Here is a 24,931-nt window from a genome sequence, read left to right on the forward strand (position 1 = left end):
TATGGCATTTGACAGCTTAACTGAAAAACTTCAAAATGTATTCAAGAACCTGAGAAGCAAAGGTCGTCTTACGGAAGACGATGTCAAGACCGCACTCAGAGAAGTGAAGATGGCGCTCCTTGAGGCGGATGTGAATTTCAAAGTGGTAAAGAAATTCGTGAAAGATGTTCAGGAACGTGCAGTAGGACAGGACGTGATGAATGGCCTGAACCCGGGGCAGATGGTGATCAAGATCGTAAATGAAGAACTGGTAAATCTGATGGGATCCGAGACAACCGAGATCAAGCTCCAGCCGGGCAGCGCGAAGACAGTCATTATGATGGCAGGTCTTCAGGGTGCTGGTAAGACGACAACGGCGGCAAAGCTCGCCGGTAAGTTCAAACTCAAGGGCAAGAAACCACTTCTGGTCGCATGCGATGTTTATCGTCCTGCTGCGATCAAGCAGCTACAGATCAACGGGGAAAAGCAAGGCGTGGAAGTTTTTTCCATGGGCGAGAATCAGAAACCTGCGAACATTGCCAAGGCTGCGTTGGAACATGCAGCGAAGAACGGCAACAATCTGATCATTCTGGATACAGCCGGACGTCTTCATGTAGACGAAGATATGATGGCGGAGCTTCAGGAGATCAAGAAAACCGTGGAAGTGCATCAGAGTATTCTGGTTGTGGATGCGATGACCGGTCAGGATGCCGTCAATGTAGCGGATCAGTTCAATAAACAGATCGGGATCGACGGTGTGATCGTTACGAAGCTCGACGGTGATACCCGTGGCGGTGCGGCGCTTTCTATTAAAGCCGTGACCGGATGTCCGATTCTCTATGTCGGCATGGGTGAGAAACTTTCAGATCTGGAACAGTTTTACCCGGATCGAATGGCATCACGTATACTCGGTATGGGCGATGTGCTAAGCCTGATTGAAAAGGCAGGTCAGGAAATCGATGAAGACCAGGCCAAGAAGATGACCGAGAAGCTCAAGAAGGCACAGTTCGATTTTGATGATTATCTGGAAAGTATGAAACAGATGCGTAAGATGGGCGGTTTCGGAAATGTAATGAGCATGCTTCCGGGACTGGGAGCGATGGGCGGCAAAGGAAAGATGCCGGATATCGATTCCGACGAAGCGGAGCGTAAAATGGCCCGTGTGGAGGCAATCATTTACTCTATGACTCCTGCGGAGAGAAGCAACCCGGATCTTTTGAATCCTTCCAGAAAGCGAAGAATTGCAGCCGGAGCAGGTGTGGACATTGCCGAAGTAAATCGCACAGTCAAGCAGTTTGACCAGATGCGCAAAATGATGAAACAGTTCCCGGGAATGATGGGAGGAAAAGGCGGAAAACGAGGCAAATTCAGAATGCCGTTCTAGCCGTTATCAGAAGATATATACGCCTTGTGCGTTTATATACACAATATTAGAAAATAATTCAGGAGGTGACATAAAATGGCAGTAAAAATCAGATTAAAAAGAATGGGACAGAAGAAGGCTCCTTTCTATAGAATCGTTGTAGCTGATGCAAGATCTCCAAGAGACGGAAAGTTCATCGAAGAAATCGGAACTTATGATCCGAATCAGGATCCGAGCGTATTCAAGGTAGATGAAGAAGCAGCTAAGAAATGGTTAAACAACGGTGCTCAGCCTACAGAAGTAGTTGGAAAGATTTTTAAAGCAGCAGGTATTGAGAAATAGGCTGCTTCGCGGAGGTGCGAGTGATGAAAAATTTAGTAGAAGTAATTACGAAAGCACTTGTGGACAATCCGGAAGGCGTTGTAGTTACCGAGAAACAGGAAGGCAAGACAACCGTTATCGAAGTGCATGTATCCGACAATGATATGGGCAAGGTAATCGGTAAGCAAGGCCGTATTGCAAAAGCAATCCGTTCCGTTGTTAAAGCAGCTGCGGCAAAAGAAGACAAAAAAGTTGTAGTTGAAATTATGCAATAATAACCGTAAGAAAATGAACGCAGGTAAGGTTTTATCTGCGTTTTCTTTTCGTAATCAACATGAAAGCAAGGGAGAAAACGATGCAGCAAAATGAATATTTACAAGTAGGCGTCATCACCTCGACCCATGGTATACGCGGAGAAGTAAAGGTGTTTCCGACAACCGACGATCCGTCACGCTTTGAAGACTTGAAAGAAGTCGTTCTGGATACCGGTAAAGAATACCGGAAACTCGCAATCGAAGGTGTAAAATATTTCAAACAATTCGTAATCCTTAAATTTAAAGGAATCGATAATATAAATGATATAGAAAAATATCGAAAGATGCCCCTTCTGGTGTCAAGAGAAGACGCTGTAGAACTGGAAGATGACGAATACTTTATGGCTGATATTCTGGAAATGGATGTATATACAGATGGGGGAGAATTATTCGGAACGCTCACAGATATCCTGGAGACGGGCGCCAATGATGTGTATGTGATCGACACCAAAGAACACGGAGAAGTGCTGATCCCTGCGATTAAAGACTGCATTCTGGATGTGAATACCGAAGAAAATAAAATGACGATTCATCTGATGGACGGATTGATTTCATAGGACAGGAGAAAAACGTATGAGATTTCACATTATGACTTTATTTCCGGATATGGTATTAAATGGTCTAAATACGAGCATCATCGGACGTGCAACCGAGAAAGGAATTCTCCAGATTGAAGCCTGGAATATCCGGGATTATGCGTTTAACAAACACAACAGTGTCGATGATTATCCTTACGGTGGCGGTGCGGGAATGTTGATGCAGGCAGAACCGGTTTTTCAGACTTATAAGGCAATCTGCGGTGAAATCGGGGCTTCCGATGACAAGAAACCGCGCGTTGTCTATCTATCACCCCAGGGCAGACCGTTCAACCAGTCCATGGCAGAAGAATTTTCCAAAGAGGAAGAACTGATCCTTCTCTGTGGCCATTATGAAGGAATTGATGAACGAGTTCTGGAAGAGATCGTAACAGATTATGTATCGGCAGGCGATTATGTTCTGACCGGAGGCGAGCTCCCCGCTATGATGATGGTGGATGCCATATCCAGACTGATTCCGGGAGTCCTTCACAATGATGTGTCAGCAGAATTTGAAAGCTTTCAGGATCATCTCCTGGAATATCCGCAGTATTCCAGACCGGAAGTATGGCACGACAAGCAGGTACCTCCGATCCTCCTTTCCGGTCATCATGCAAACGTAGAAAAATGGCGCAGAGAACAATCCGTAATCCGGACTGCCAAATGGAGACCGGATCTTCTGAAACATGCACTCTTAACAGAAGATGAGTGGAAAATTGCCAGAGAAATACGTGATAAAAAGAAAATAAACGAATAAATAATCTACTTGGCTGTAAACAGTGTCATATGGTATAATATTTTCAGGTATAATTCTTTGTGTCTGGAAAGGGGGACTCTATATGATGGAACAGAAAATAGAGAGTCTGAAACGTGCATTAAAAGAAAGTAAATACACGGTAGCACTCTGTGGTTCCGGTATTCTGGAAGAGGAAGGGTACATGATGCTCAAAAAACCGGAGAGAGCTTATGATATCGAAACCCGATATGGTGTGTCACCGGAATACATTTTTTCTGATGGGTATTACAGCACAAGACCTGATAAATTTTTTGAATTTTACAGGAATGAAGTGCTCCTGGATATTGAGCCGGGAGATTCTCCGAGAAAACTGGCAGAACTTGAAAGAGCCGGAATGATCGACTGTATTGTAACGAGCAATATTTACAACCTGTCAGGGCGTGCAGGATGCAGAAATGTCGTCAATCTGCACGGAAATATTTACGATAACAAATGCCCGCACTGCGGAAGAAGTTATTCGGTCGATTATATAAAAAATACCGTCAAAGTTCCTCGATGTGAGAGCTGTGGATCTGTGATCCGGCCCATGGTATCGCTTTTCGGAGATATGCTGGACGGACAATTGATTGCCAGAACAGCTACAGAGCTTGAAAAGGCAGATGTTCTTCTGATTCTTGGAACTACACTGGATTCTGAAGTATTTCATAATTATGTAAAATACTTTGACGGAAGCCGACTTATCGTCGTTCATAAGGAACCACATCTGAAAGACAGATACGCAGACCTGGTTATTTGTGATGACCCGAAAAATGTGTTGAATGCACTATGATTTCACAAAAAACCCTTGCATCCTTTGCTGTGTTGTGGTAAAATGTAGCATGTTGTGAGAAGAAAGAGATGGTCCTCTGGTACGAATTACGTATTTATGAACGTCAAAATATGAAGGAGGTCACACACATGAACGAAATTATTAAAAACATTGAAGCAGCACAGTTAAAAGCAGATGCTCCGGAATTCAGAGTTGGTGATACTGTAAAAGTATACGGTAAAATCAAAGAAGGAAACCGTGAAAGAATTCAGGTTTTTGAAGGAACTGTTTTAAAAAGACAGGGCGGCGGAGCAAGAGAAACATTTACAGTAAGAAAAAATTCTAACGGAATCGGTGTTGAGAAGACATGGCCGCTGCACTCACCAAACGTAGAAAAAGTAGAAGTTGTTCGTAAAGGTAAAGTAAGACGTGCAAAACTGAACTACTTAAGAGATCGTGTAGGTAAGAGAGCAAAAGTAAAAGAGTTAGTAAAATAGTAAATGCTTTAGAGGGACAAATACAAATGGGTACTTGTCCCTTTTTCACACTATAGAATAGGATTTCTGATATTTACAAAAGGGGAGAACTATGCACAGAGATTTGCAATTCGGGAAAGAGACGAAAAGGCGGGCCAGTTTTGAATGGGTTCCGGGAGCTTTGAAATGGCTTCTGCAGATCATCATCGTATGTTTTATGGCGTTTGTATTTGTGTGGTATTTCGGACAGCGAGTCAGCAACATCGGGGATTCCATGAGTCCGATCATTAAGAACGGGGATATCGTTCTGGTAAATCGCATTCTCTACGACGCAAGTACACCCAAAAGAGGAGATGTGATCGTATTCAAACCGAACGGAAATGAAATGCTTCATTCATACATTAAGCGAATCATTGCACTTCCCGGTGAGACGGTGAAAATCGAAGAAGGAAAGATATTCGTTAATGGGAAAGAGCTGGAAGAGGAATATGAAACCAGTGCAATTGTCGATGCCGGGCTTGCGTCTGAAGAAATCACGCTTGCAGGAGATGAATTCTTCGTACTGGGAGACAACCGCGAGAGCAGTACAGACAGCAGAATGCCTGAAATCGGTAATGTGAAACGTTCTGAAATCGAGGGAAAGGCATGGTTTATCATAACCCCCGGGAAGCGTTTTGGATGGATAGAATAGAAAGAAGTGAGGATGAAGTATGAATTTTCAATGGTATCCTGGACATATGACAAAGGCAAGAAGGATGATGCAGGAGAATATCAAATTGATCGATCTGGTAATCGAACTTGTGGATGCAAGAATCCCCATGAGCAGCCGGAATCCGGATATTGACGAACTGGGACGAGGCCGTGCCAGACTGATCCTTCTAAATAAAAGTGATCTTGCAGATGACAGATGCACAGATGAATGGGTAGCATATTTTAAAGGAAAAGGATATTCAGTTGTAAAAGTAAATTCGAGAAAAGGCGGCGGAATGAAAAGCATTCAGAATGTGATTCAGGAAGCGTGCCGTGAAAAGATCGAGCGGGACCGGAAACGAGGAATTTTAAACCGTCCGGTTAGAGCTATGGTTGTCGGAATTCCGAACGTCGGAAAATCTACATTTATTAATTCTCTTGCCGGAAAGGCCTGCGCCAAAACCGGAAACAAACCGGGAGTCACAAAGGGAAAACAGTGGATACGCCTGAACAAAAATGTCGAGCTTCTCGACACACCGGGAATCCTCTGGCCGAAATTTGAAGACCAGACAGTAGGTCTCCGACTGGCTTTAATTGGCTCCATTAAAGATGAAATCATAAATATTGAAGAACTGGCAGCTGAACTTTGCGGATTCATGAAGAAAGAATATCCCGGAAGATTAGCTGAAAAATATGCGGTAGATGAAGTGGAAGATAATTATCAGATGCTGGAACAAATTGCAGAAAGCCGTCATTGTCTGGTTCGCGGGAATGAACTTGACACGAAAAAAGCAGCTTCCATGCTTCTGGATGATTTCAGGAATGGTAAGATCGGACCGCTTACGCTTGAATTTGTAAAGGAGTATGAACATGAATCATAATACAGAGCAGGAACTCGTTAACGCAGCGGATACTGTTAAAAAAACTTCCGGTTTCTGGAAAGAACTGGGCAGCTGGATCCTTTATTTTTTATTTGTCATCGTAATCACATATCTGATTATTACATTTGTCGGTCAGCGCACCAAAGTTGACGGACATTCCATGGAACCGGCGTTAAGCAATGGAGATAATCTGATCGTAGACAAGCTGTCCTTCCGATTCCGTGATCCGCAGCGGTATGAAGTAATCGTATTCCCATACCAGCACGCGGAAAATACATATTATATCAAACGCATCATCGGGCTCCCGGGCGAAACTGTCCAGGTGAAGGACGGAGCCGTATATATCAACGGTGAACAGCTGGACGAACATTTCGGAGCCGAGCCGATGGTAAATGCCGGAATTGCGGCGGAGCCGATTACGTTGGGTGAAGATGAGTATTTTGTATTGGGAGATAACAGAAATCACAGCAGCGACAGCCGGGAACCAAGCGTCGGTGTCTTAAAGCGAGACCAGCTCATAGGGCGTGCATGGGTTCGGATCTATCCGTTCAACAAAATCGGAGTGGTAAATCATGGATAAGAAAAGCATCAGAGAAATTGAAGAAGAATTCAAACAGACTACGGGGGACCGAAATACGCTTTATTTGCGTTATGCTGATGATGACCGCGCCGGAGTCATTCGCCTGATTGCGAAATACAGGAAACAGGATGAGAAATGTAAAAAAGAACAGGATCGCCTGGAGGCGATGTGCTGTTATGAGAAGGAATACAGCAGCTACGGCATAGTATGCGGTATCGACGAAGCCGGAAGAGGACCACTGGCAGGTCCGGTCGTTGCCGGTGCGGTGATTCTTCCGAAAGATTGCCGCATCCTATATCTGAACGATTCCAAACAGCTTTCTGCTAAGAGAAGAGAATGTCTTTACGATGAGATCATGGAGAAAGCGATTTCGGTCGGTGTCGGTATGGCAAGCCCGGCAAGAATCGATGAGATCAATATTCTTCAGGCAACTTATGAAGCAATGCATAAGGCAATCGGCAATCTGAACTGCGTACCGGATGTCCTGCTCAATGACGCCGTTACCATACCTGAAGTTTCTATCAGACAGGTGCCGATCATCAAGGGGGACGCAAAAAGCCTTTCCATAGCCGCAGCAAGCGTCATTGCGAAGGTCACAAGGGACCGGCTCATGATTCAATACGATGAAGTGTTTCCGGAATATGGTTTTAAGGATCACAAAGGATACGGATCCGCCGCACATATCGAAGTGTTGAAACGTCTCGGTCCGACACCGATCCACCGACAGACATTCATTAAAAATTTTTTTGACTGATCCGCTAGAAAGAGAGCGGCGTGATCAGCTATCTGAACACACAGGTTGTACTTACGGGAAACCAGATCTGATGCGATATGAACATACAAAAGGGACACAGAAATCATCATTCAAACAGACGAAGAACAGGAGCTGATTATGAACTCCTTGCAGGAGATTTTCTGAAAAAGCAGGGTTATCGGATCCTTCAGTATAATTTTCGCTGCAGAAACGGCGAGATCGATATCATCGCAGAAAACGGATGTGATTTGATATTCTGTGAAGTGAAATACCGAAGTGGTTCCCAATCTGCTATTCCGCTTGAAGCGGTGCATCCAGAAAAGCAGCGCCGGATTTCCAAAACGGCACTGTATTATCTTGCAAAGACGAATCAGACAGAACGATTCTGCAGATTTGACGTGATCGGAATTACGGATCAGGAAATAACTTGGGTAAAAAATGCATTTGATTTTACAGGAGTGTAAGAATGAAAATAGGATTACATTATAAAGATAACAGAAAGGTATTTGAAGAAAAAGAAATCGAACAGGTTCCTTTCCTTCAGTATCCGCTTTTTGAAAATACGAACATCGTGAATCACGGGATTTCTACACGTCTTGGTGGTGTGAGCAAAGGAATCTACGCGACAATGAATCTCAGCTATACCCGTGGTGACGCGGAGGAGAATGTGCGTGAAAACTATCGCAGAATCGGAAAGGCAATTGGCGTTGATCCTGCCCGTATGGTTTGTTCACGCCAGACACATACTACCAATGTCCGGATTGTGACGGAAGCAGATGCCGGAAAAGGAGTGACGAGAGAGCGGGATTATGATAATGTGGATGGCCTTGTGACCAATATCCCCGGCATCTGCCTTGTAACGTTCTATGCAGACTGTGTTCCGCTTCTTTTTGTTGATCCGGTCAAACGTGTCATCGCATCCAGTCATTCTGGGTGGAGGGGAACTGCCGCGAGGATGGGTCAGGTAACCGTAGATATCATGCGAAGCAAATTCGGTTGCAGGCCGGAAGATATTCTTGCGGCAGTCGGGCCTTCCATCTGTCAGGATTGCTATGAAGTAAGTGAAGATGTCATTCAGAAATTTCAGAACGCATTTGATGAAGCAGACTGGAATGATCTATATGATCGAAAGGAGAACGGAAAATATCAGCTGAATCTATGGAAAGCAAATGAGATTGTGCTTCTTCAGGCCGGCATTTTACCGGAGCATCTGGCCGTGACGAATCTCTGTACCTGCTGTAATCCGGATCTTCTGTTTTCACACCGTGCATCGAATGGAAAACGAGGAAATCTGGCAGCATTTCTTGCATTAAAGGAGGAGCAATAGCATGCAGTTACGTAATCCTGTTTTATTTCTTGCCGAATCGACGGATCTTACAGTAAACGCAGAAGAAGCGGTTGAAAAAATCAGTACATTTAACAAAATACTTGAGACAAAAGGACCGGAAGTCCTTTCATTCGCGATCCGTGTGCTTCTGGTCCTTGTCTTCTTTTATATCGGGCATCGCCTGATTGGCTGGGTAAGGAAGATCGTCCGTGGCTCCATGAAACGCGGTAATATTGATACCGGTGCATGCCAGTTCGTGGATTCCCTGTTGAAATTCGGGCTCCATATTCTTCTGGTTCTGTATCTGGCTAATGAACTGGGCATCGAATCCACATCCACAGCAGCTATTATTGCCTCCGGTGGTATGGCAGTCAGCCTTGCACTGCAGGGAAGTCTCTCCAATCTTGCAGGCGGAATGCTGATTCTCCTTTTGAAACCGTTCGTAGTCGGGGATTATATTATGGAGGACAGTCACGGCAACGAAGGAACGGTGAAGGAAATACAGATTTTTTATACAAAGCTTTCAACGGTGGACAATAAAACGATCGTCATTCCGAACGGTACACTTGCAAATACCAGTCTGACCAATTTTTCCGACAAAGAATATCTCAAACTGGATCTACGGGTAGACATTTCCTATGATTCTGACTTGCGTAAAGCGAAAGCGCTCCTTTACGACATTCTGGATAAGGACGAAGATGTTGATAAAGAAAGGGAACACATTGTATTCGTACATGATCTGGGAGAGAGTTCTGTCGTATTAGGAGTGCGTGCATTCGTGAAGACGGAAAAATACTGGCCGACGCGATGGCGACTGCTGGAAACGATCAAACTGACCCTGGATGAGAACGGTATTGAAATTCCGTTTGCACAATTAAAAGTACATATGGATAAATAGTTTGACAGCTTTTGTGTGAGAGATTATAATAAACGGGAAATTTAACAGGGAGAAGATACGATGAGAGTGATAGCAGGGAAAGCACGGCGTATACAACTGAAGACGATTGAAGGGATGGATACCCGTCCGACTACGGACCGGATCAAGGAGACTCTTTTCAATATGATTTCACATGGGCTTTACGACTGCACCTTTCTTGATCTTTTTGCAGGCAGCGGTGCAATCGGTATCGAAGCTCTGAGCCGTGGTGCAGAAAAAGCGGTATTTGTAGAGAAGAACCCCCGTGCGGCAGCGTGTATCAGGGAAAACCTGGAACGGACGAAGCTTTCCGGTCAGGCTGAAGTGATTATAAGTGATGCGCTAGGAGCACTTCGAAAATTGGAAGGGAAGAAAAGATTTGACTATGTATTTATGGATCCGCCGTACAATCATCTGTTGGAAAAGCAGATGCTCGAATATCTGGCTGATTCTTCACTGCTTGCTTACGACGCACTGATTATCGTAGAAGCATCTCTTGAAACGGATTTTTCCTATCTCGAGGGGCTTGGTTTCTCTTTGATTAAACGAAAAGAATACAAAACAAATGCACATGTTTTTGTGCAGCGCAAAGGAGAAGACCAATGTTAAGAGCAATCTATCCCGGTAGTTTTGATCCGGTTACCTTCGGGCACCTCGATATCATGACAAGAGCCTGTAATATTGTGGACGAACTGATTATCGGTGTGCTGCGGAATAAAGCAAAAATGCCGTTGTTTTCTGTAGAAGAACGTGTTAAAATGTTAGAAGAAGTAACTTGTAATCTGCCGAACGTCAGAATTATTCCTTTTGAAGGACTGCTTGTCGATTTCGCAAAGAAGATGGATGCGAAAGTTGTCATTCGAGGACTTCGTGCGATCACAGACTTTGAATACGAACTGCAGATGGCTCAGACGAACCAGAAGCTGCAGTCAGATATAGAGACATTATTTCTCACCACCAGCCTGGATTATTCATATCTGAGCTCAACAACTGTAAAAGAAGTGGCAGCCTTTGGCGGAGATATTTCTCAATTTGTGCCGGAAGCTGTAGCTGACAGAATGAAAGATAAAATGCCGTAAATCCAAACGGCAAGAAGGAGAGTGTAAATTATGAGCAGCCGTATTGAACAGATTATTGAAGAAATTGAAGAGTACATCGACAGTTGTAAATTTCAGCCCTTATCTACAACTAAAATTATTGTAAATAAGGATCAGATGGATGAACTTCTTCGCGAACTCCGTATGAAAACTCCGGATGAGATCAAGCGCTATCAGAAGATTATCGCAAACAAAGATGCGATCCTTGCCGATGCCCAGTCTAAAGCAGAAAGCATGATCGAGGAAGCGCAGATCCACACCAACGAGCTTGTAAGTGAACATGAGATCATGCAGCAGGCATATTCTCAGGCAAATGAGATCGTAATGGCGGCCACAGAGCAGGCTCAGCAGATCCTGGATAATGCAACGAACGATGCAAACGATATCCGCATCGGTGCGATGCAGTATGCGGATGATCTTCTTGCAAATGCCGAAAGCATCATTGGTCATACGCTGGACAGTTATACGACGAAGTATGACGGACTTGTGAATTCTCTGCAGGAATGCTACGATGTTGTACGTAACAACCGCGCAGAACTTGAAATACCGGATAAATCTGCTCGAGGACTTGAAGCAGAATTCGGTACAGAAGAATTACCGGAAGAATAATAAGGGGAGCACGGCAATTCATCAACGATACAATGTCACAAAGGCAAAAGATAAAAGGCTGGTTACCAAAGCGGTAATCAGCTTTTCTGTTATGTAGCGTGCCATGGAGAAATCGGTTTTCGCAGTCATACATCTGGTCTGAAATACAGCACAGATTCCACCAAAAGAAATAAGTGCCATCATAAGAGCATACCGGATTGGAAAGAAAAACCGGCTATTTGCCAGCATGCTGATACCGGCTGTGATTTCTATAGAGGGAAGAATCAAATTGCACCAGATCAGATTTCTGCAAGGAATCTCCTTGAGCAATGCAAGCGCAATGGAGCAGACGATGATATATCCGCCTATTTTCACAATTCCTTCACAGCTCTCTGTAATACAGTCATCAAGAAGTTCCAACATCGTTTCCGGCTTCGATGAGAGATCCGCCATAATTTTGGATGCTCTCGGGGTACTGGTTCTACCGTAAAAGTTGCGAAAAATGAAACTGCAGATTACCGAGGATGAGACCAGAATCATAAGACTTATCAAAGCCAGATCTTTTCGCTTCAGCGTTTGCATGCATACATAGCTAATGACGAACATCGGACTGGTGTTGTTACAAAAAGACAACAGATATTCACCTTCTTTTTCGGAAATATATCCGGATTTCACAAGACTTACGGAGGTTCTTGCACCCATTGGATATCCGCAGAAAAAGCCGGTCAGAACGGCAAGAGAAGAAGCCGGCGATATCTGAAATAATGCACCGGTTACCGGATGCAAAAGAGAAGATATTGCTTCCAGAGCACTGCTTCCTGTAAGCAGACCGGTGATAACCATGAACGGAAACAGGGTGGGAAGAACCGTTCGAAACCATAGAAGAAGCCCCTCTCTGGCACCTGCAAATACTACTCCCGGGAAAGTAAGCATCAGGACAAAAAGTGTGATCAGGAATAATGTGTTGAGATTATGCTTCATAAAACCTCAAAATACAAAATCTTTTCTTCACAATATACGGGACAATATCACAGTATATTCCATTTCCGGATCCAGTGAAAATAACATAAGATTTCGCTATTACGCATAGATTCATAAAAAAACGGAGATGCGTCTGGATGCGTAAAAACAAATCCAGCCTTTTCCTTCTGTATCTACTGGGTGCTGCCTTTCTTGTTATGATTCTTAACACAAATCTGAAGATGAGGGCACGTCTGACAAAACTGAATGATACGACGATATTTTCGGATGAATTCCGCTCTCATGAAATCGGTGAGGAGAATCTCAAGATACTGAAAGAGATGCAGCCGGAGGACCGGGGAACATCCGCAGCGCTGATGATACTGGGGGGATTTGAAAACGGGGAAGAAAAGCTGTGGACCTCCAGGCCTGCCTGGAGAGCGTACAGGGACGCCTGCTGTGCAATCTGGAATGAAGCAATTTATTTTCCGGTGCCGAACTCAACTGTACATGAGGAATATCAGGTCCATTTTACGGATTCCTGGATGAACGAACGCACTTATGGTGGGAAACGAGGACATGAGGGTACTGATCTTATGGCCTCGAAAGATGTACCCGGTCTGTATCCGGTTGTCAGTATTTCGGACGGCACTGTTATGAATAAAGGCTGGCTGGAAAGGGGCGGATACCGTATCGGAATTCTGTCTGCTCAAGGCGGCTATTATTATTATGCACATCTGGATTCCTATGCGGATCTGGAGGAAGGAGACACTGTTTGTGCGGGAGATCTCATCGGATTTATGGGAAATACTGGTTATGGGGAAGAAGGGACAAAAGGAATGTTTCCGACGCATCTCCATATCGGTATCTATTTATATCCTGGCGAAAATGAGATCAGTGTGAATCCGTACTGGATTTTACGAACATTGGAAGAGAAAAAACTTTCCTGTTCATTCTAACTATGTTATACTTAAACGATATGGAGGAAAGATTCATGATACAATTGCCAGAAAGATTTGAAGAAAAGATGCAGTGCCTTCTGGGCTCTGAATTTGAGGAATATATCCGCTGTTACGAGGAGCCGCGTTATTATGGGCTTCGGGTTAATACACGAAAGATCTCTGTGGAGGACTTCCTGAAAATTGCACCATTTCCGCTGACACCGATCCCGTGGATTGAAAATGGATTTTATTATGACGGGGAGCAGGTCGCGCCGGCGAAACACCCCTACTATTTTGCAGGGCTGTATTATCTGCAGGAGCCCAGCGCGATGACACCGGCCAATCGGCTTCCTGTATCACCGGGAGAACGTGTGCTGGATGTATGTGCAGCCCCCGGCGGAAAAGCAACGGAACTTGGAGCAAAGCTTATGGGAGAAGGGGTACTGGTTGCCAATGATATCAGCAGTTCCCGTGCAAAGGGGCTTCTTAAGAATCTGGAAGTATTCGGCATCGGGAACATGCTGGTCCTCAGCGAAGAACCGGGTAAGCTGGAGAACTATTTTACCGGATATTTTGACAAGATTCTTATCGATGCTCCCTGCTCGGGAGAAGGGATGTTCCGCAAGGACAGGAAGATGGTAAAAGCCTGGGAAGAACATGGCCCATCCTTTTTTGCGAAACTCCAGCGAAGCATCATCACCCAGGCTGCACGCATGCTGAAGCCGGGAGGCATGATGCTGTATTCAACATGTACCTTCGATCCGGAAGAGAATGAAGGTACGATCATGCATCTTTTGAAGGAATATCCGGAATTTGAAATTCTTGAGATGAAAGGATATGAGGGCTTTGCAGAAGGAATCCCATCGGCAATAGACGGAGGAATTCCCAAACTGACGAAAACCGTACGCATTTTCCCGCACCGCATGAGAGGCGAGGGGCATTTCCTGGCACTTCTGCAAAAAGGACAGGCGGATACAGAACATGATGCCGATCATTATCCTTCCGCAAAGGGGGGCAGGAAAATTCCGGAAGAGCTTTCTGAATTTTTTGCGGATGTCGCATGGGATCTGAAGCCGGAACGCCTTGATATCCGCAATGAACGGGTTTATTACATGCCGGAGGATCTGCCTGATCTAAAGGGAATCCGTTTTCTGAGAAGCGGCCTTCTGCTTGGAGAACTAAAGAAAAAGCGTTTTGAGCCAAGCCAGGCGCTTGCCATGAATCTTTCGATGGAATCATATGCCCATACCTTGGATCTAAAAGCGGAAGATACACGTGTACAGCGTTATCTGAAAGGTGAGACCATCGACGTAGATGATCTTGTTTCTTCCCGGGCAAAGGGATGGCATCTTGTCTGTGTGGACGGATATCCGCTTGGATGGGGCAAGCTTGCAGGAGGAACACTGAAGAATAAATATCTGCCAGGATGGAGGAATCAGTCTGCATGATCCGGTTAGACAAATACCTTGCCGACATGGATATGGGTACACGAAGTGAGATTAAGAAAGCAATTCGTCAGGGAATGGTAAAAGTCGATGACGTGACGGTGAAAAAACCGGAACTGAAGGTTGATGCCGATACGCAGAAAATCGCGGTGAACGGAAAAGAAGTTGTGTATCGCCGGATGGAATATTACATGATGAACAAACCGGCCGGAGTGGTCTCTGCGACAAAAGATCCAAAAGAGAAAACCGTGCTTGATCTGTTCAAAGGACAGCGGAGAAAGGATCTCTTTCCCGTAGGAAGACTGGACAAGGATACGGTAGGACTGCTTCTTGTCACCAACGACGGGGAACTGTCGCATCGCCTCCTGGCGCCCGGAAAACATGTCGATAAGATTTATTATGCAAAAATAGACGGAGAAGTTAATTCTGAAGATGCAGATGCATTTGCACAGGGAATAGATATAGGAGACGAGAAGCTGACCCTTCCGGCCAGACTTGAGATCCTGACTTCCGGGAAAGAATCCGAGATCCGTCTTACTATTCAGGAAGGACGTTTTCATCAGGTCAAAAGAATGTTCGAAGCTCGGGGCAAGAAGGTGATCTATCTGCGGCGAGAGTCCATGGGAACACTTGTACTGGATCCACAGCTCAGAGAAGGAGAGTATCGTCCATTGACCGAGGAGGAACTGAAGAAGTTATGTTAGAAGAAATGGAAGCCGTGATCTTTGACCTGGACGGAACATTGGTTGATTCCATGTGGGTCTGGGTCGAAATCGACAAAGAATATATTGAGAAATACCATCTTCGTGCGCCGGAGGATTTTTACGAACAGATGGAAGGGAAAAGTTTTACAGAGACAGCACAGTATTATCTGGATGTCTTTCCCGAACTTCCGCGCACGATCGAGGAAATAAAACAGGAATGGTATGAGATGGCACTGCATAAATATACGCATGAGGTCAGGCTGAAAGACGGTGCAAAGGAGTTCCTGCATGGAATCCACAAAAACCGGATCCGTACCGCCATAGCGACCAGCAATGACCGGAAACTGGTTCTGGCCACACTGAATGCTCTGGGAATCCAGAATGATATTGATGTAATCTGCACATCCTGTGAAGTGAAGAAGGGCAAACCGGCCCCGGACGTGTATCTGGCTGCAGCAAATAATCTTGGCATTGCGCCGGAGAAATGCCTGGTGTTTGAAGATGTACCGATGGGCATCCTTGCCGGGAAAAATGCCGGTATGAAGGTGTGTGCTGTAGAAGATGCATTTTCCAGCTGGCAGGAAGAAAAGAAACGGCAGCTTGCCGATTATTATATTCACAGCTATCATGATATAAAAAATCAAACATTCGAGGTATTATAAATGAGTCAGGGATTTTTACCAATTAACAGAAAGGAAATGCAGGACAGAGGATGGGATCAGGTTGATTTTGTCTATGTGTGCGGAGACGCTTACGTGGATCATCCCTCATTTGGTCATGCCATCATTACAAGGCTTCTGGAATCACACGGATACCGGGTTGCAATCCTGTCACAGCCGGACTGGAAAACGTCGGACAGCATTTGCGAATTCGGGGAACCGCGTCTGGCCTTTCTGGTTTCTGCGGGAAATATGGATTCCATGGTCAATCATTATACCGTTTCAAAGAAAAGGCGCCATCAGGATTCCTACACTCCCGGAGGCGTGATGGGAAAACGTCCCGATTATGCCGCTGTGGTTTATGGGAATCTGATCCGCCAGCGTTATAAAAAGACTCCGATTATTTTAGGGGGAATCGAAGCAAGCCTTCGAAGACTTGCCCACTACGATTACTGGTCAGACCGTCTGAAACGCTCCATCCTTCTGGATTCCGGAGCAGATCTGATTTCCTATGGAATGGGGGAACGCTCGATCATTGAGATTGCAGAGGCACTGGATGCCGGACTCGATGTCAAAGATCTGACCTATCTTGACGGAACTGTCTGCAAAGTGAAGAGTCTGGACAGCATTTATGATGCAGTCATGCTGGAATCCTACGAAGCAATGAAAGAAGACAAGCTTCTCTATGCCAAGAGTTTCTACACCCAGTATCAGAATACGGATCCCTATTCCGGCAAACGTCTGGTGGAACCTTATTCTGACCATCTTTATGTGGTTCAGAATCCACCGGCGAAACCACTTACCCAGCAGGAAATGGATGATGTGTACAGCCTTCCCTATATGAGAACGTATCATCCGTCCTATGAAAAATTCGGAGGAGTACCGGCGATCAGTGAAGTGAAATTCAGCCTGATCAGCAACAGAGGCTGTTTCGGCGGCTGCAATTTCTGCGCACTGACTTTCCATCAGGGTCGTATCATTCAGACAAGAAGCCATGAATCTTTAATTGAAGAAGCAAAGGGATTTACAGAAGACCCGGATTTCAAAGGCTACATTCACGATGTAGGTGGACCAACTGCAAATTTCCGTGCACCCGCCTGCAAGAAGCAATTAAAATACGGCGCCTGTCCGAACAAACAGTGTCTGTTCCCGGCCCCTTGTAAAAACCTGATTGCCGATCATACAGACTATACGGCTCTGTTAAGGAAATTAAGAGAACTGCCGAAGGTGAAAAAAGTTTTCATTCGTTCTGGAATCCGGTTTGATTATCTTCTGGCGGATTCGGACGACACGTTCTTCCGGGAACTCTGTCAATATCATGTCAGCGGCCAGCTGAAAGTCGCACCGGAACACGTATCGGATGATGTTTTGAAGATGATGGGCAAGCCGGAACATGCCGTATATGAAAAATTCACAAAAAAATATGAGAAGCTGAATCAGAAAATGGGATTGAAGCAGTATCTGGTTCCCTATCTGATGTCTTCGCACCCAGGATCTACACTTAAAGATGCAGTATGTCTTGCAGAATATCTGAGAGATCTTGGGTATATGCCCGAACAAGTACAGGATTTCTATCCGACACCGTCCACGATTTCTACATGCATGTACTATACTGGTGTAGACCCGCGTACCATGAAGCCGGTCTATGTGCCAAAGAATCCGCATGAAAAAGCGATGCAGCGGGCATTGATCCAGTATCGTAACCCTCAGAATTACGATCTGGTCATGGAAGCACTGAAGAAGACAGGACGTATGGATCTGGTCGGATTCGGAGAAAAATGTCTGATTCGTCCCAGAAAACTGCGTTCTGAAAAACAGAATACAGAATCAAAGAAAAAGAAAGATTCAAAGAAAAATACGGATATGAAAAAGAAAACCGTTCCCACAAAGAAATCAAACGTAAGAAAGAAGAGGTGATACGATGAAGATAGCAATTGTAACCGGAGCATCTTCCGGGCTCGGCCGTGAATTTGTCAGACAGATTACACGTCTCTATAAGAATCTGGATGAGATCTGGGTGGTTGCGCGAAGAGCCGAAAGGCTGGAAGAACTGAAAGAAAAGCTCCCAGTGTATATCCGTGTCTTTGCAGGAGATATGGAAGAGGATCTAATTTACAAGCAGGTGCTGAACCGCCTGGAAAATCAGAATCCGGATGTCCGAATGCTGGTAAATGCAGCCGGATTCGGGAAAATGGGAACGATCGAAGAGATTGCAGCCGAAGATAAAAAACTGCAGCTCCGCATGATCGATCTGAATTGCCGAGGACTTACCGAGATGACTCTGACTTGCCTTCCTTACATGTCAAAAGGGAGCCGGATCATAAATGTGGCCAGTGCTGCTGCGTTCTGCCCACAGAGCGGATTCGCGGTATATGCAGCCACAAAAGCCTATGTACTCAGCTTTTCCAAAGGGCTTGGTGCCGAAGTCAGAAAGAAAGGAATTATTGTCACAGCTGTCTGTCCGGGACCGGTAGATACCGAATTCTTTGATGTAGCAGGGACCAATAACAGTCTGATGAAAAAAAAGGTTCTCAGTGATGCACCTTCCGTAGTGAGAAAGGCTCTTATCGATGCCAGAAACCGCAAATCTATGTCTGTCTACGGAATCCCGATGAAAGCGGCACAGGCTGCGGCCAAGCTGCTTCCGGATCACATGATTCTGGCAGCGATGGAAAAACTCGGATAACTTCACAATGAATCAATGATATAAAAAGTAAGGCGGGATAACAAATGAAAATACATAAGGGAGAAGCAGGATATCTGAAAAAAAGAAAAGTTCAGCTTATGATCGAGCTGATTCTGGAGGCATCTCTGATCGGAGGGCTTCTTATTGCCGGATATCTTCTGAACCATACAAGACTGAATATATTTACACTGGTAGCCATCCTTGCATGCTTACCGGCATGCAGAGCACTGGTCAATCTGATCATGCTCCTTCCGCACCATTCCATGGATGAGGCGACAGAGCTTGAGATTTCCGGTGTGACGGAATACCTGACGATGCTCTATGACCTGGTCATCACCAGTGAACGAAAAGCGATGCCGGTTGATGCAATTGCCATTTCAGGTAAAACGATCTGTGGATATGCCCGAAACAAAAAGGTCGATACGAATTACTGCGCAAGGCATATCAAGTCCATACTTGCACAGAATAAAATTGAGAAAGTAACCGTTAAGATTTTCCATGATTATGTTGCTTTTCTTAGCAGAGCTGAAGGAATGAATAACATTGCCGCAGTTGAACGCGCAGATCAGCAGCGTCTGGAAGATGATATCAAGCAGATTATAATGGATATTTCTCTGTAGAAGGAGACCGTCATGCAGAAAATCATCGTTTCACCAAACGAGGCCGGACAACGTCTTGACAAATTACTGGCCAAACACTTAAGCGAAGCTCCAAAAAGCTTTTTCTATAAAATGCTTCGGAAGAAAAATATTAAATTAAATGGAGCAAGAGCTCAGGGAAATGAAAAACTGAAAGCCGGAGATGAGATCACACTCTTTCTTGCGGAAGAAACCATACAAAAATTTTCAGGCAAAAAAGAGACGATTCAGAATGAATTTCTGCGTCTGAAAGAGCAAAAAACTCCATTTCAGGTTCTGTACGAGGATTCAGAGGTTCTTCTTGTCGACAAACCTTCCGGGATGCTTTCTCAGAAAGCAAAACCACAGGATATTTCACTCAACGAATATGTGATTGCGTATATGCTCAAAAGCGGATCGCTCTCCTTAAAAGAACTAAAAAGCTTTAAGCCCGGTATCTGTAACCGTCTAGATCGGAATACAAGCGGCCTGGTCGCTGCGGGAAAGACACTTCGCGCTTTGCAGCAGCTTGGGGAAATGTTTCGCTTAAGAACGATGAAAAAGTACTATCTTACCATTGTAAACGGTGAACTTACCAAAGAAACACATATCCACGGATGGCTGGTGAAAGACGAACAGACCAATAAGGTAAGAATCAGTCAGACAGAAGAGCCCCGGATGCAGGAAATTGAGACGGCTTATCGTCCCCTTGCCTCAAACGGCAGACAGACACTTCTTGAAGTACATTTGATCACCGGAAGGACCCATCAGATCCGTGCACACCTTGCATCTATCGGGCATGCAGTGATTGGAGACTATAAATACGGTTCGTTCGGAGTCAATTCTTATTTCAAAAAGAGCTATCACTTAGAAGCACAACTCCTTCATGCATGGAAGATGGAGTTCCCGATCTGCGATGGAGCCCTTTCGGGATTATCCGGCAAAACAGTGACTGCTCCGATTCCTGAAATGATGGAACAGATTATAAAAGGAGAACATCTGGCATGGCAACCTGGAATTCAAGAGGACTGCGCGGTTCAACGCTAGAAGATTTTATTAACCGTACCAATGAACGCTATCTGGATCAGGGCCTTGCCCTGATCCAGAAGATCCCGACCCCGATCACACCTGTCCGGATGGACAAGGAAAACCGCCATATTACACTGGCGTATTTCGATCAGAGGAGTACCGTGGATTATATCGGAGCCGTCCAGGGAATTCCCGTCTGTTTCGATGCGAAAGAATGTAATACAGATACCTTTCCGCTTCACAACATCCATGATCATCAGGTCACATTTATGGAAAATTTTGAGAAACAGGACGGCATTTCGTTTATTATCATTTATTACAGTGCACGGAACGAACTCTATTATATGCGCTTTCAGGAACTGAGACAATTCTGGATGCGCGGACAGGAGGGCGGGCGAAAAAGCGTGAGACTGGAAGAACTGGATCCATCTTTTTTCATGCAGTTAAAAGGCGGGATCTATGTACCGTATCTTGACATGATACAAAAAGACCTGGATTTGCGGGAAGATACACCTTGACAATTATCAGGAAAGTACTTATAATACAACAAGGCTTTATTTAGCATGGTAGCATACTAAAGTGAATATTCACACAATGCCTGTTGCATTTCTGAAGAGAGAATAAAATCAGAATCTAAAAAGGAGTTATCAATTTATGAAGCAGTTATTACATACCCCGGAAGGCGTAAGAGATATTTATAAGGATGAGTGTGCCAGAAAGCTTGCACTGACAAACCGTCTCCATAAAGTACTCCATTTATACGGATATCACGATATTCAGACACCGACTTTTGAATTTTTTGACGTATTCCGCAAAGAGATCGGAACGATACCTTCCAGGGAATTATATAAATTTTTTGACCGGGAGGGGAACACACTTGTTCTGAGGCCGGATATGACACCACAGATTGCCCGTGTTGCGGCGACGCTTCTCGGGGAACATGAATTCCCGGCTCGTCTGTGCTATGTCGGAAATACTTTTATCAACCATTCCAGCTATCGGGGAAGACTGCGTGAGACGACCCAGCTCGGAGCCGAATTTCTCGGACTTGATAATGTGGATGCCGATGCAGAGATGCTGGCACTGGTTGTTGACTGTCTGAAGAAGGCAGGGCTGGAGGAATTCCAGATCAACGTCGGCAACGTGGATTTCTATCAGAGTCTGATGGAGGATGCACAGGTAGACGAAGAGACCGAACAACGCCTTCGTGAGCTGATCGCTAACCGGAACTATTTCGGAATGGATGAACTGCTCCAGGAGGCGGAAGTAAAGAAAAGCTCACGCGAAGCATTTTCAGCTCTTCCCGAACTTCTGGGCGGTGTGGAGATCCTTGAACAGGCGAAACGGATCGCTCCGAATTCGAAAGCACTCAAAGCAGTCAAACGTCTGGAAGCCATTTATGAAGTATTGAAAGCTTACAATGTATCCGACTATATCAGTTTTGACCTGAGTATGTGCGGAACATACGGATACTATACCGGAATCATTTTCCGGGGCTATACCTTCGGAACGGGCGATGCCATTGTAAAGGGCGGACGTTACGACCAGCTGGTGGAAAAGTTCGGAAGAACCATGCCTTCCATCGGATTTGCAATCGTGATCGATGATCTGATGAACGCACTGCAGCGCCAGAAGATCCGGATCCCTCATGGTCAGAAGAATACGCTCATCATTTACGATGAAGGACGGCAGAAAGATGCTGTACTGCTGGCGCGCGAATTCCGAAGCAAAGATAAAAACACAGAATTACTGATGAAAGAAGAGGACCGTTCGGTCGAGTTCTATATCGACTACGGTAAACGAACGCTTGCTGGAGGACTTTTGTATCTTCAAAATACCAGTCAGATACGAATGTTCAATCTTCAGACCGGTGAACAGAAAATTATAAAAAGTAGGGATTAACGATGAAGGACATGAGATATTTAACATTTGCCCTCTGTAAGGGACGACTTGCAAGACAGACGCTGGAACTGTTAGAGCAGATGGGAATTACCTGTGACGAGATGAAGGATAAAGATTCCCGGAAACTGATTTTTGTAAACGAAGAACTGAAACTGAAATTCTTTTTATCAAAAGGGCCGGATGTGCCAACCTATGTAGAATATGGTGCGGCAGATATCGGTGTTGTCGGAAAGGACACCATTCTGGAAGCCGGCAGAAAAGTGCATGAAGTACTGGATCTCGGATTCGGGAAATGCCGGATGTGTGTGTGCGGTCCTGCCGAAGCCAGATCTTGCCTGGATAACCACGAACTGATCCGGGTTGCAACGAAATACCCGGCGATTGCAAAGGACTATTTCTACAACACCCGACATCAGACTGTGGAGATCATCAAGCTCAACGGTTCTATTGAACTGGCACCAATCGTCGGACTTTCCGAAGTAATCGTTGACATCGTGGAAACCGGATCTACTCTGCGTGAAAACGGTCTGACGGTGTTGGAAGAGGTTTGTCCGCTTTCTGCGCGTATGATCGTCAATCCGGTCAGTATGCGTCTGGAGAACAAACGAATCAAAGAACTTCTGATGAATATGCGTACGATTTTGAAAGGAGAAGAATAGACGATGAGAATACAAAAGCTGAATAAAGATACGAAACAGAATCTTCTTGAGGATCTTCTGAAAAGAAGTCCGAACAGCTATGGACAGTATGAAGCAAGCGTACAGTCCATTCTGAACGAAGTGAAAGAGAAAAAAGACGAAGCTGTGTTTGCTTTTACCAGAAAATTCGACGGAGCTGAGATTTCAGCGGACAACATTCTGGTGACCGAAGCAGAGATCGAAGAGGCCTATCAGGAAGTGGATGCTTCCCTGCTGGATGTGATCCGCAAAGCCCGTAACAACATTGAAAATTTCCATGCAAAACAGCGTCAGAACAGCTGGTTCGACAGCAAACCGGATGGAACCATCCTTGGACAGAAAGTCACACCGCTTCAGAGAGTCGGAGTCTATGTACCGGGCGGAAAAGCAGTCTACCCGTCTTCCGTACTTATGAACGTCATGCCTGCAAAGGTTGCCGGTGTGGATGAGATCATTATGGTTACACCACCAGGTAAAGAAGGAAAGATCAGTCCCAATACGCTGGTTGCGGCAAAAGAAGCAGGAGTCGATAAAATCTATAAAGTAGGCGGGGCACAGGCAATCGGAGCCCTTGCGTACGGAACGGAATCCATTCCAAAAGTAGATAAGATCGTGGGCCCGGGAAATATTTATGTGGCACTTGCAAAGAAGGCGGTCTATGGACATGTAAGCATCGATTCCATCGCCGGCCCAAGCGAGATTCTGGTGATTGCCGATGAAACTGCAAATCCAAGATATGTAGCCGCAGACCTGTTGTCTCAGGCGGAACATGATGAACTGGCTTCTGCGATCCTGGTTACTACAAGCGAGGAACTTGCAAAAGCTGTTTCCAACGAAGTGGACGGATTCCTGAAAGTTCTTTCCCGGTCTGAGATCATTGCAAAATCTCTCGACAACTATGGTTATATTCTGATTGCAGATACGATGGATGATGTGATCGATGTGGCAAATGAGATCGCTTCCGAACATTTGGAGATCCAGACTAAGAATCCATTTGAAGTGATGACTAAGATTCGTAATGCGGGAGCGATTTTCATCGGAGAATACGCAAGCGAACCTCTTGGAGATTATTTTGCGGGGCCGAACCATATCCTGCCGACCAATGGAACGGCCAAATTCTTCTCACCGCTCTCCGTAGACGATTTTGTGAAGAAGTCCAGTATTATTTCTTACTCCAAAGATGCCCTTTCCAGGGTTCACAAAGATATCGAAGCCTTTGCAAAAGCAGAACAGCTTACCGCACATGCCAATTCCGTACATGTTCGTTTTGAAAATGAGGAGGAATAGAATATGCCGGATCGAAGTGCAATAGTTGAAAGAATTACAAAAGAAACACAGATTACCGTCGAGCTGAATCTGGACGGACAGGGTATGACTGATATTTCCACCGGAATCGGTTTCTTCGATCATATGCTTTCCGGTTTTGCCCGTCACGGACTTTTCGACTTGAAAGTCAAAGTAAACGGGGACCTTGATGTGGATTGTCATCATACCATTGAAGATACCGGAATTGTGCTCGGACAGGCGATTCAGAAAGCCCTTGGTGAGAAAAAAGGTATCAAACGCTATGGGCATTTTCTGCTTCCGATGGATGAGACCCTGGCTCTGTGCGCCATTGACCTGTCCGGCAGACCTTATCTGAATTATGATGCGTCCTTTACTACCGAGCGGATCGGAGAGATGGATACAGAGATGATACGTGAATTCTTCTATGCCGTTTCCTACAGTGCAGCCATGAACCTCCATTTGAAAATACTGGATGGCATCAACAATCATCACATGGCCGAAGCTTTATTCAAAGCATTTGGAAAAGCACTGGATATGGCTGTCATGGAAGAACCCCGGATGAAAGATGTATGGTCAACGAAGGGGACCTTATAAGAAACGACGAAAAAAGGAGTACAAC

The 24,931-nt window shown here is 45.1% G+C and carries 31 protein-coding genes; 30 read left to right on the forward strand and 1 reads right to left on the reverse strand.

Annotated features, from left to right (window positions below; genetic code table 11):
* Position 1: 1 nt before the first annotated feature.
* From ffh to ACTNB3_RS05685, 17 genes are all read left to right on the forward strand, one after another.
* The gene (gene ffh / locus ACTNB3_RS05605; RefSeq protein WP_427806569.1) at positions 2-1,363 is read left to right on the forward strand and encodes a signal recognition particle protein; all 1,362 of its coding nucleotides are present in this window, start codon (positions 2-4) and stop codon (positions 1,361-1,363) included.
* 75 nt (positions 1,364-1,438) lie between these two features.
* Complete coding sequence (rpsP, locus tag ACTNB3_RS05610) at positions 1,439-1,684, forward strand: 30S ribosomal protein S16 (protein WP_427806570.1); 246 nt, start codon at positions 1,439-1,441, stop codon at positions 1,682-1,684.
* A gap of 23 nt (positions 1,685-1,707) precedes the next feature.
* Entirely contained in the window at positions 1,708-1,938 is a 231-nt protein-coding gene (locus ACTNB3_RS05615; RefSeq protein WP_427806571.1) for a KH domain-containing protein, read from the forward strand.
* 80 nt (positions 1,939-2,018) lie between these two features.
* Complete coding sequence (rimM, locus tag ACTNB3_RS05620; RefSeq protein WP_427820519.1) at positions 2,019-2,534, forward strand: ribosome maturation factor RimM; 516 nt, start codon at positions 2,019-2,021, stop codon at positions 2,532-2,534.
* A 16-nt stretch (positions 2,535-2,550) separates the two neighbouring features.
* Positions 2,551-3,309, forward strand: coding sequence for a tRNA (guanosine(37)-N1)-methyltransferase TrmD (gene trmD, locus ACTNB3_RS05625; protein WP_441024746.1), 759 nt, complete (start codon positions 2,551-2,553; stop codon positions 3,307-3,309).
* A gap of 85 nt (positions 3,310-3,394) precedes the next feature.
* Positions 3,395-4,117, forward strand: coding sequence for an SIR2 family NAD-dependent protein deacylase (locus ACTNB3_RS05630; protein WP_427806616.1), 723 nt, complete (start codon positions 3,395-3,397; stop codon positions 4,115-4,117).
* A gap of 128 nt (positions 4,118-4,245) precedes the next feature.
* Positions 4,246-4,593: a 50S ribosomal protein L19 gene (rplS, locus tag ACTNB3_RS05635; protein WP_427806574.1), complete on the forward strand. Its 348-nt coding sequence runs from the start codon at positions 4,246-4,248 to the stop codon at positions 4,591-4,593.
* Positions 4,594-4,684: 91 nt separating this feature from the next.
* On the forward strand, positions 4,685-5,263 hold the full coding sequence (lepB, locus tag ACTNB3_RS05640; RefSeq protein WP_427820520.1) for a signal peptidase I: 579 nt from the start codon (positions 4,685-4,687) through the stop codon (positions 5,261-5,263).
* Positions 5,264-5,282: 19 nt separating this feature from the next.
* A complete protein-coding gene (gene ylqF, locus ACTNB3_RS05645; protein ID WP_441024748.1) occupies positions 5,283-6,143 on the forward strand; it encodes a ribosome biogenesis GTPase YlqF in 861 nt (286 codons plus the stop codon).
* On the forward strand, positions 6,133-6,723 hold the full coding sequence (gene lepB / locus ACTNB3_RS05650; protein WP_427820521.1) for a signal peptidase I: 591 nt from the start codon (positions 6,133-6,135) through the stop codon (positions 6,721-6,723). The genes ylqF and lepB (ACTNB3_RS05650) overlap by 11 nt, the downstream gene beginning before the upstream one ends.
* The gene (locus ACTNB3_RS05655) at positions 6,716-7,477 is read left to right on the forward strand and encodes a ribonuclease HII (RefSeq protein ID WP_441024749.1); all 762 of its coding nucleotides are present in this window, start codon (positions 6,716-6,718) and stop codon (positions 7,475-7,477) included. The genes lepB (ACTNB3_RS05650) and ACTNB3_RS05655 overlap by 8 nt, the downstream gene beginning before the upstream one ends.
* Before the next feature lie 77 nt (positions 7,478-7,554).
* Positions 7,555-7,941: a YraN family protein gene (locus tag ACTNB3_RS05660; RefSeq protein WP_427820523.1), complete on the forward strand. Its 387-nt coding sequence runs from the start codon at positions 7,555-7,557 to the stop codon at positions 7,939-7,941.
* A gap of 2 nt (positions 7,942-7,943) precedes the next feature.
* Positions 7,944-8,804: a peptidoglycan editing factor PgeF gene (pgeF, locus tag ACTNB3_RS05665; protein WP_427806580.1), complete on the forward strand. Its 861-nt coding sequence runs from the start codon at positions 7,944-7,946 to the stop codon at positions 8,802-8,804.
* A 1-nt stretch (position 8,805) separates the two neighbouring features.
* The gene (locus tag ACTNB3_RS05670; RefSeq protein WP_427820524.1) at positions 8,806-9,702 is read left to right on the forward strand and encodes a mechanosensitive ion channel family protein; all 897 of its coding nucleotides are present in this window, start codon (positions 8,806-8,808) and stop codon (positions 9,700-9,702) included.
* 60 nt (positions 9,703-9,762) lie between these two features.
* Positions 9,763-10,329 (forward strand): 16S rRNA (guanine(966)-N(2))-methyltransferase RsmD, encoded by a 567-nt coding sequence (gene rsmD, locus ACTNB3_RS05675; RefSeq protein WP_427820525.1) that lies wholly within the window; start codon positions 9,763-9,765, stop codon positions 10,327-10,329.
* Positions 10,323-10,799 carry a pantetheine-phosphate adenylyltransferase gene (gene coaD, locus ACTNB3_RS05680; protein ID WP_427820526.1) on the forward strand — a complete coding sequence of 159 codons (477 nt, stop codon included), beginning with the start codon at positions 10,323-10,325 and terminating at the stop codon, positions 10,797-10,799. The genes rsmD and coaD overlap by 7 nt, the downstream gene beginning before the upstream one ends.
* Before the next feature lie 30 nt (positions 10,800-10,829).
* Complete coding sequence (locus ACTNB3_RS05685; protein ID WP_427806584.1) at positions 10,830-11,426, forward strand: ATPase; 597 nt, start codon at positions 10,830-10,832, stop codon at positions 11,424-11,426.
* 21 nt (positions 11,427-11,447) lie between these two features.
* Here the strand turns inward: ACTNB3_RS05685 and ACTNB3_RS05690 are convergent, their stop codons facing one another.
* Positions 11,448-12,386 carry a nucleoside recognition domain-containing protein gene (locus ACTNB3_RS05690; protein WP_427820527.1) on the reverse strand — a complete coding sequence of 313 codons (939 nt, stop codon included), beginning with the start codon at positions 12,384-12,386 and terminating at the stop codon, positions 11,448-11,450.
* Positions 12,387-12,523: 137 nt separating this feature from the next.
* Between ACTNB3_RS05690 and ACTNB3_RS05695 the strand changes: the two genes are divergently transcribed.
* The 13 genes from ACTNB3_RS05695 (at position 12,524) to hisB (ending at position 24,906) form a co-directional block, all read left to right on the forward strand.
* Positions 12,524-13,324, forward strand: a complete 801-nt coding sequence (locus ACTNB3_RS05695) for a M23 family metallopeptidase (protein ID WP_427820528.1) — start codon at positions 12,524-12,526, stop codon at positions 13,322-13,324.
* Between the two features lie 38 nt (positions 13,325-13,362).
* A complete protein-coding gene (locus ACTNB3_RS05700; RefSeq protein ID WP_427820538.1) occupies positions 13,363-14,754 on the forward strand; it encodes an RsmF rRNA methyltransferase first C-terminal domain-containing protein in 1,392 nt (463 codons plus the stop codon).
* Complete coding sequence (locus tag ACTNB3_RS05705) at positions 14,751-15,455, forward strand: pseudouridine synthase (RefSeq protein WP_441024752.1); 705 nt, start codon at positions 14,751-14,753, stop codon at positions 15,453-15,455. Before ACTNB3_RS05700 ends, ACTNB3_RS05705 begins: the two co-directional genes overlap by 4 nt.
* On the forward strand, positions 15,449-16,117 hold the full coding sequence (locus ACTNB3_RS05710) for an HAD family hydrolase (RefSeq protein ID WP_427806588.1): 669 nt from the start codon (positions 15,449-15,451) through the stop codon (positions 16,115-16,117). Before ACTNB3_RS05705 ends, ACTNB3_RS05710 begins: the two co-directional genes overlap by 7 nt.
* Entirely contained in the window at positions 16,118-18,031 is a 1,914-nt protein-coding gene (locus ACTNB3_RS05715) for a YgiQ family radical SAM protein (RefSeq protein WP_441024753.1), read from the forward strand.
* Positions 18,032-18,035: 4 nt separating this feature from the next.
* Positions 18,036-18,800, forward strand: a complete 765-nt coding sequence (locus tag ACTNB3_RS05720; RefSeq protein ID WP_427806591.1) for an SDR family NAD(P)-dependent oxidoreductase — start codon at positions 18,036-18,038, stop codon at positions 18,798-18,800.
* A gap of 44 nt (positions 18,801-18,844) precedes the next feature.
* The gene (locus ACTNB3_RS05725) at positions 18,845-19,420 is read left to right on the forward strand and encodes a hypothetical protein (protein ID WP_427806592.1); all 576 of its coding nucleotides are present in this window, start codon (positions 18,845-18,847) and stop codon (positions 19,418-19,420) included.
* Between the two features lie 12 nt (positions 19,421-19,432).
* Positions 19,433-20,464 carry an RluA family pseudouridine synthase gene (locus ACTNB3_RS05730; protein ID WP_441024755.1) on the forward strand — a complete coding sequence of 344 codons (1,032 nt, stop codon included), beginning with the start codon at positions 19,433-19,435 and terminating at the stop codon, positions 20,462-20,464.
* Complete coding sequence (locus tag ACTNB3_RS05735) at positions 20,422-20,964, forward strand: Holliday junction resolvase RecU (RefSeq protein ID WP_441024757.1); 543 nt, start codon at positions 20,422-20,424, stop codon at positions 20,962-20,964. The genes ACTNB3_RS05730 and ACTNB3_RS05735 overlap by 43 nt, the downstream gene beginning before the upstream one ends.
* 136 nt (positions 20,965-21,100) lie before the next feature.
* On the forward strand, positions 21,101-22,348 hold the full coding sequence (hisZ, locus tag ACTNB3_RS05740) for an ATP phosphoribosyltransferase regulatory subunit (protein ID WP_441024758.1): 1,248 nt from the start codon (positions 21,101-21,103) through the stop codon (positions 22,346-22,348).
* An 11-nt stretch (positions 22,349-22,359) separates the two neighbouring features.
* Entirely contained in the window at positions 22,360-23,007 is a 648-nt protein-coding gene (gene hisG, locus ACTNB3_RS05745) for an ATP phosphoribosyltransferase (RefSeq protein WP_427806597.1), read from the forward strand.
* A 3-nt stretch (positions 23,008-23,010) separates the two neighbouring features.
* Positions 23,011-24,312, forward strand: coding sequence for a histidinol dehydrogenase (gene hisD, locus ACTNB3_RS05750; protein WP_427806598.1), 1,302 nt, complete (start codon positions 23,011-23,013; stop codon positions 24,310-24,312).
* A gap of 3 nt (positions 24,313-24,315) precedes the next feature.
* Entirely contained in the window at positions 24,316-24,906 is a 591-nt protein-coding gene (gene hisB, locus ACTNB3_RS05755) for an imidazoleglycerol-phosphate dehydratase HisB (RefSeq protein WP_427820534.1), read from the forward strand.
* Positions 24,907-24,931 lie beyond the last annotated feature (25 nt).

This window comes from Bariatricus sp. HCP28S3_D3, from assembly GCF_052065755.1.
GTDB lineage: Bacteria > Bacillota > Clostridia > Lachnospirales > Lachnospiraceae > Allocoprococcus.

Coding starts and splice junctions, on each gene's coding strand:
- ffh (WP_427806569.1), top strand. CDS start 2: ATGGCATTTGACAGCTTAACTGAAAAACTTCAAAATGTATTCAAGAAC.
- rpsP (WP_427806570.1), top strand. CDS start 1,439: ATGGCAGTAAAAATCAGATTAAAAAGAATGGGACAGAAGAAGGCTCCT.
- ACTNB3_RS05615 (WP_427806571.1), top strand. CDS start 1,708: ATGAAAAATTTAGTAGAAGTAATTACGAAAGCACTTGTGGACAATCCG.
- rimM (WP_427820519.1), top strand. CDS start 2,019: ATGCAGCAAAATGAATATTTACAAGTAGGCGTCATCACCTCGACCCAT.
- trmD (WP_441024746.1), top strand. CDS start 2,551: ATGAGATTTCACATTATGACTTTATTTCCGGATATGGTATTAAATGGT.
- ACTNB3_RS05630 (WP_427806616.1), top strand. CDS start 3,395: ATGGAACAGAAAATAGAGAGTCTGAAACGTGCATTAAAAGAAAGTAAA.
- rplS (WP_427806574.1), top strand. CDS start 4,246: ATGAACGAAATTATTAAAAACATTGAAGCAGCACAGTTAAAAGCAGAT.
- lepB (WP_427820520.1), top strand. CDS start 4,685: ATGCACAGAGATTTGCAATTCGGGAAAGAGACGAAAAGGCGGGCCAGT.
- ylqF (WP_441024748.1), top strand. CDS start 5,283: ATGAATTTTCAATGGTATCCTGGACATATGACAAAGGCAAGAAGGATG.
- lepB (WP_427820521.1), top strand. CDS start 6,133: ATGAATCATAATACAGAGCAGGAACTCGTTAACGCAGCGGATACTGTT.
- ACTNB3_RS05655 (WP_441024749.1), top strand. CDS start 6,716: ATGGATAAGAAAAGCATCAGAGAAATTGAAGAAGAATTCAAACAGACT.
- ACTNB3_RS05660 (WP_427820523.1), top strand. CDS start 7,555: ATGAACATACAAAAGGGACACAGAAATCATCATTCAAACAGACGAAGA.
- pgeF (WP_427806580.1), top strand. CDS start 7,944: ATGAAAATAGGATTACATTATAAAGATAACAGAAAGGTATTTGAAGAA.
- ACTNB3_RS05670 (WP_427820524.1), top strand. CDS start 8,806: ATGCAGTTACGTAATCCTGTTTTATTTCTTGCCGAATCGACGGATCTT.
- rsmD (WP_427820525.1), top strand. CDS start 9,763: ATGAGAGTGATAGCAGGGAAAGCACGGCGTATACAACTGAAGACGATT.
- coaD (WP_427820526.1), top strand. CDS start 10,323: ATGTTAAGAGCAATCTATCCCGGTAGTTTTGATCCGGTTACCTTCGGG.
- ACTNB3_RS05685 (WP_427806584.1), top strand. CDS start 10,830: ATGAGCAGCCGTATTGAACAGATTATTGAAGAAATTGAAGAGTACATC.
- ACTNB3_RS05690 (WP_427820527.1), bottom strand. CDS start 12,386: ATGAAGCATAATCTCAACACATTATTCCTGATCACACTTTTTGTCCTG.
- ACTNB3_RS05695 (WP_427820528.1), top strand. CDS start 12,524: ATGCGTAAAAACAAATCCAGCCTTTTCCTTCTGTATCTACTGGGTGCT.
- ACTNB3_RS05705 (WP_441024752.1), top strand. CDS start 14,751: ATGATCCGGTTAGACAAATACCTTGCCGACATGGATATGGGTACACGA.
- ACTNB3_RS05710 (WP_427806588.1), top strand. CDS start 15,449: ATGTTAGAAGAAATGGAAGCCGTGATCTTTGACCTGGACGGAACATTG.
- ACTNB3_RS05715 (WP_441024753.1), top strand. CDS start 16,118: ATGAGTCAGGGATTTTTACCAATTAACAGAAAGGAAATGCAGGACAGA.
- ACTNB3_RS05720 (WP_427806591.1), top strand. CDS start 18,036: ATGAAGATAGCAATTGTAACCGGAGCATCTTCCGGGCTCGGCCGTGAA.
- ACTNB3_RS05725 (WP_427806592.1), top strand. CDS start 18,845: ATGAAAATACATAAGGGAGAAGCAGGATATCTGAAAAAAAGAAAAGTT.
- ACTNB3_RS05730 (WP_441024755.1), top strand. CDS start 19,433: ATGCAGAAAATCATCGTTTCACCAAACGAGGCCGGACAACGTCTTGAC.
- ACTNB3_RS05735 (WP_441024757.1), top strand. CDS start 20,422: ATGGCAACCTGGAATTCAAGAGGACTGCGCGGTTCAACGCTAGAAGAT.
- hisZ (WP_441024758.1), top strand. CDS start 21,101: ATGAAGCAGTTATTACATACCCCGGAAGGCGTAAGAGATATTTATAAG.
- hisG (WP_427806597.1), top strand. CDS start 22,360: ATGAGATATTTAACATTTGCCCTCTGTAAGGGACGACTTGCAAGACAG.
- hisD (WP_427806598.1), top strand. CDS start 23,011: ATGAGAATACAAAAGCTGAATAAAGATACGAAACAGAATCTTCTTGAG.
- hisB (WP_427820534.1), top strand. CDS start 24,316: ATGCCGGATCGAAGTGCAATAGTTGAAAGAATTACAAAAGAAACACAG.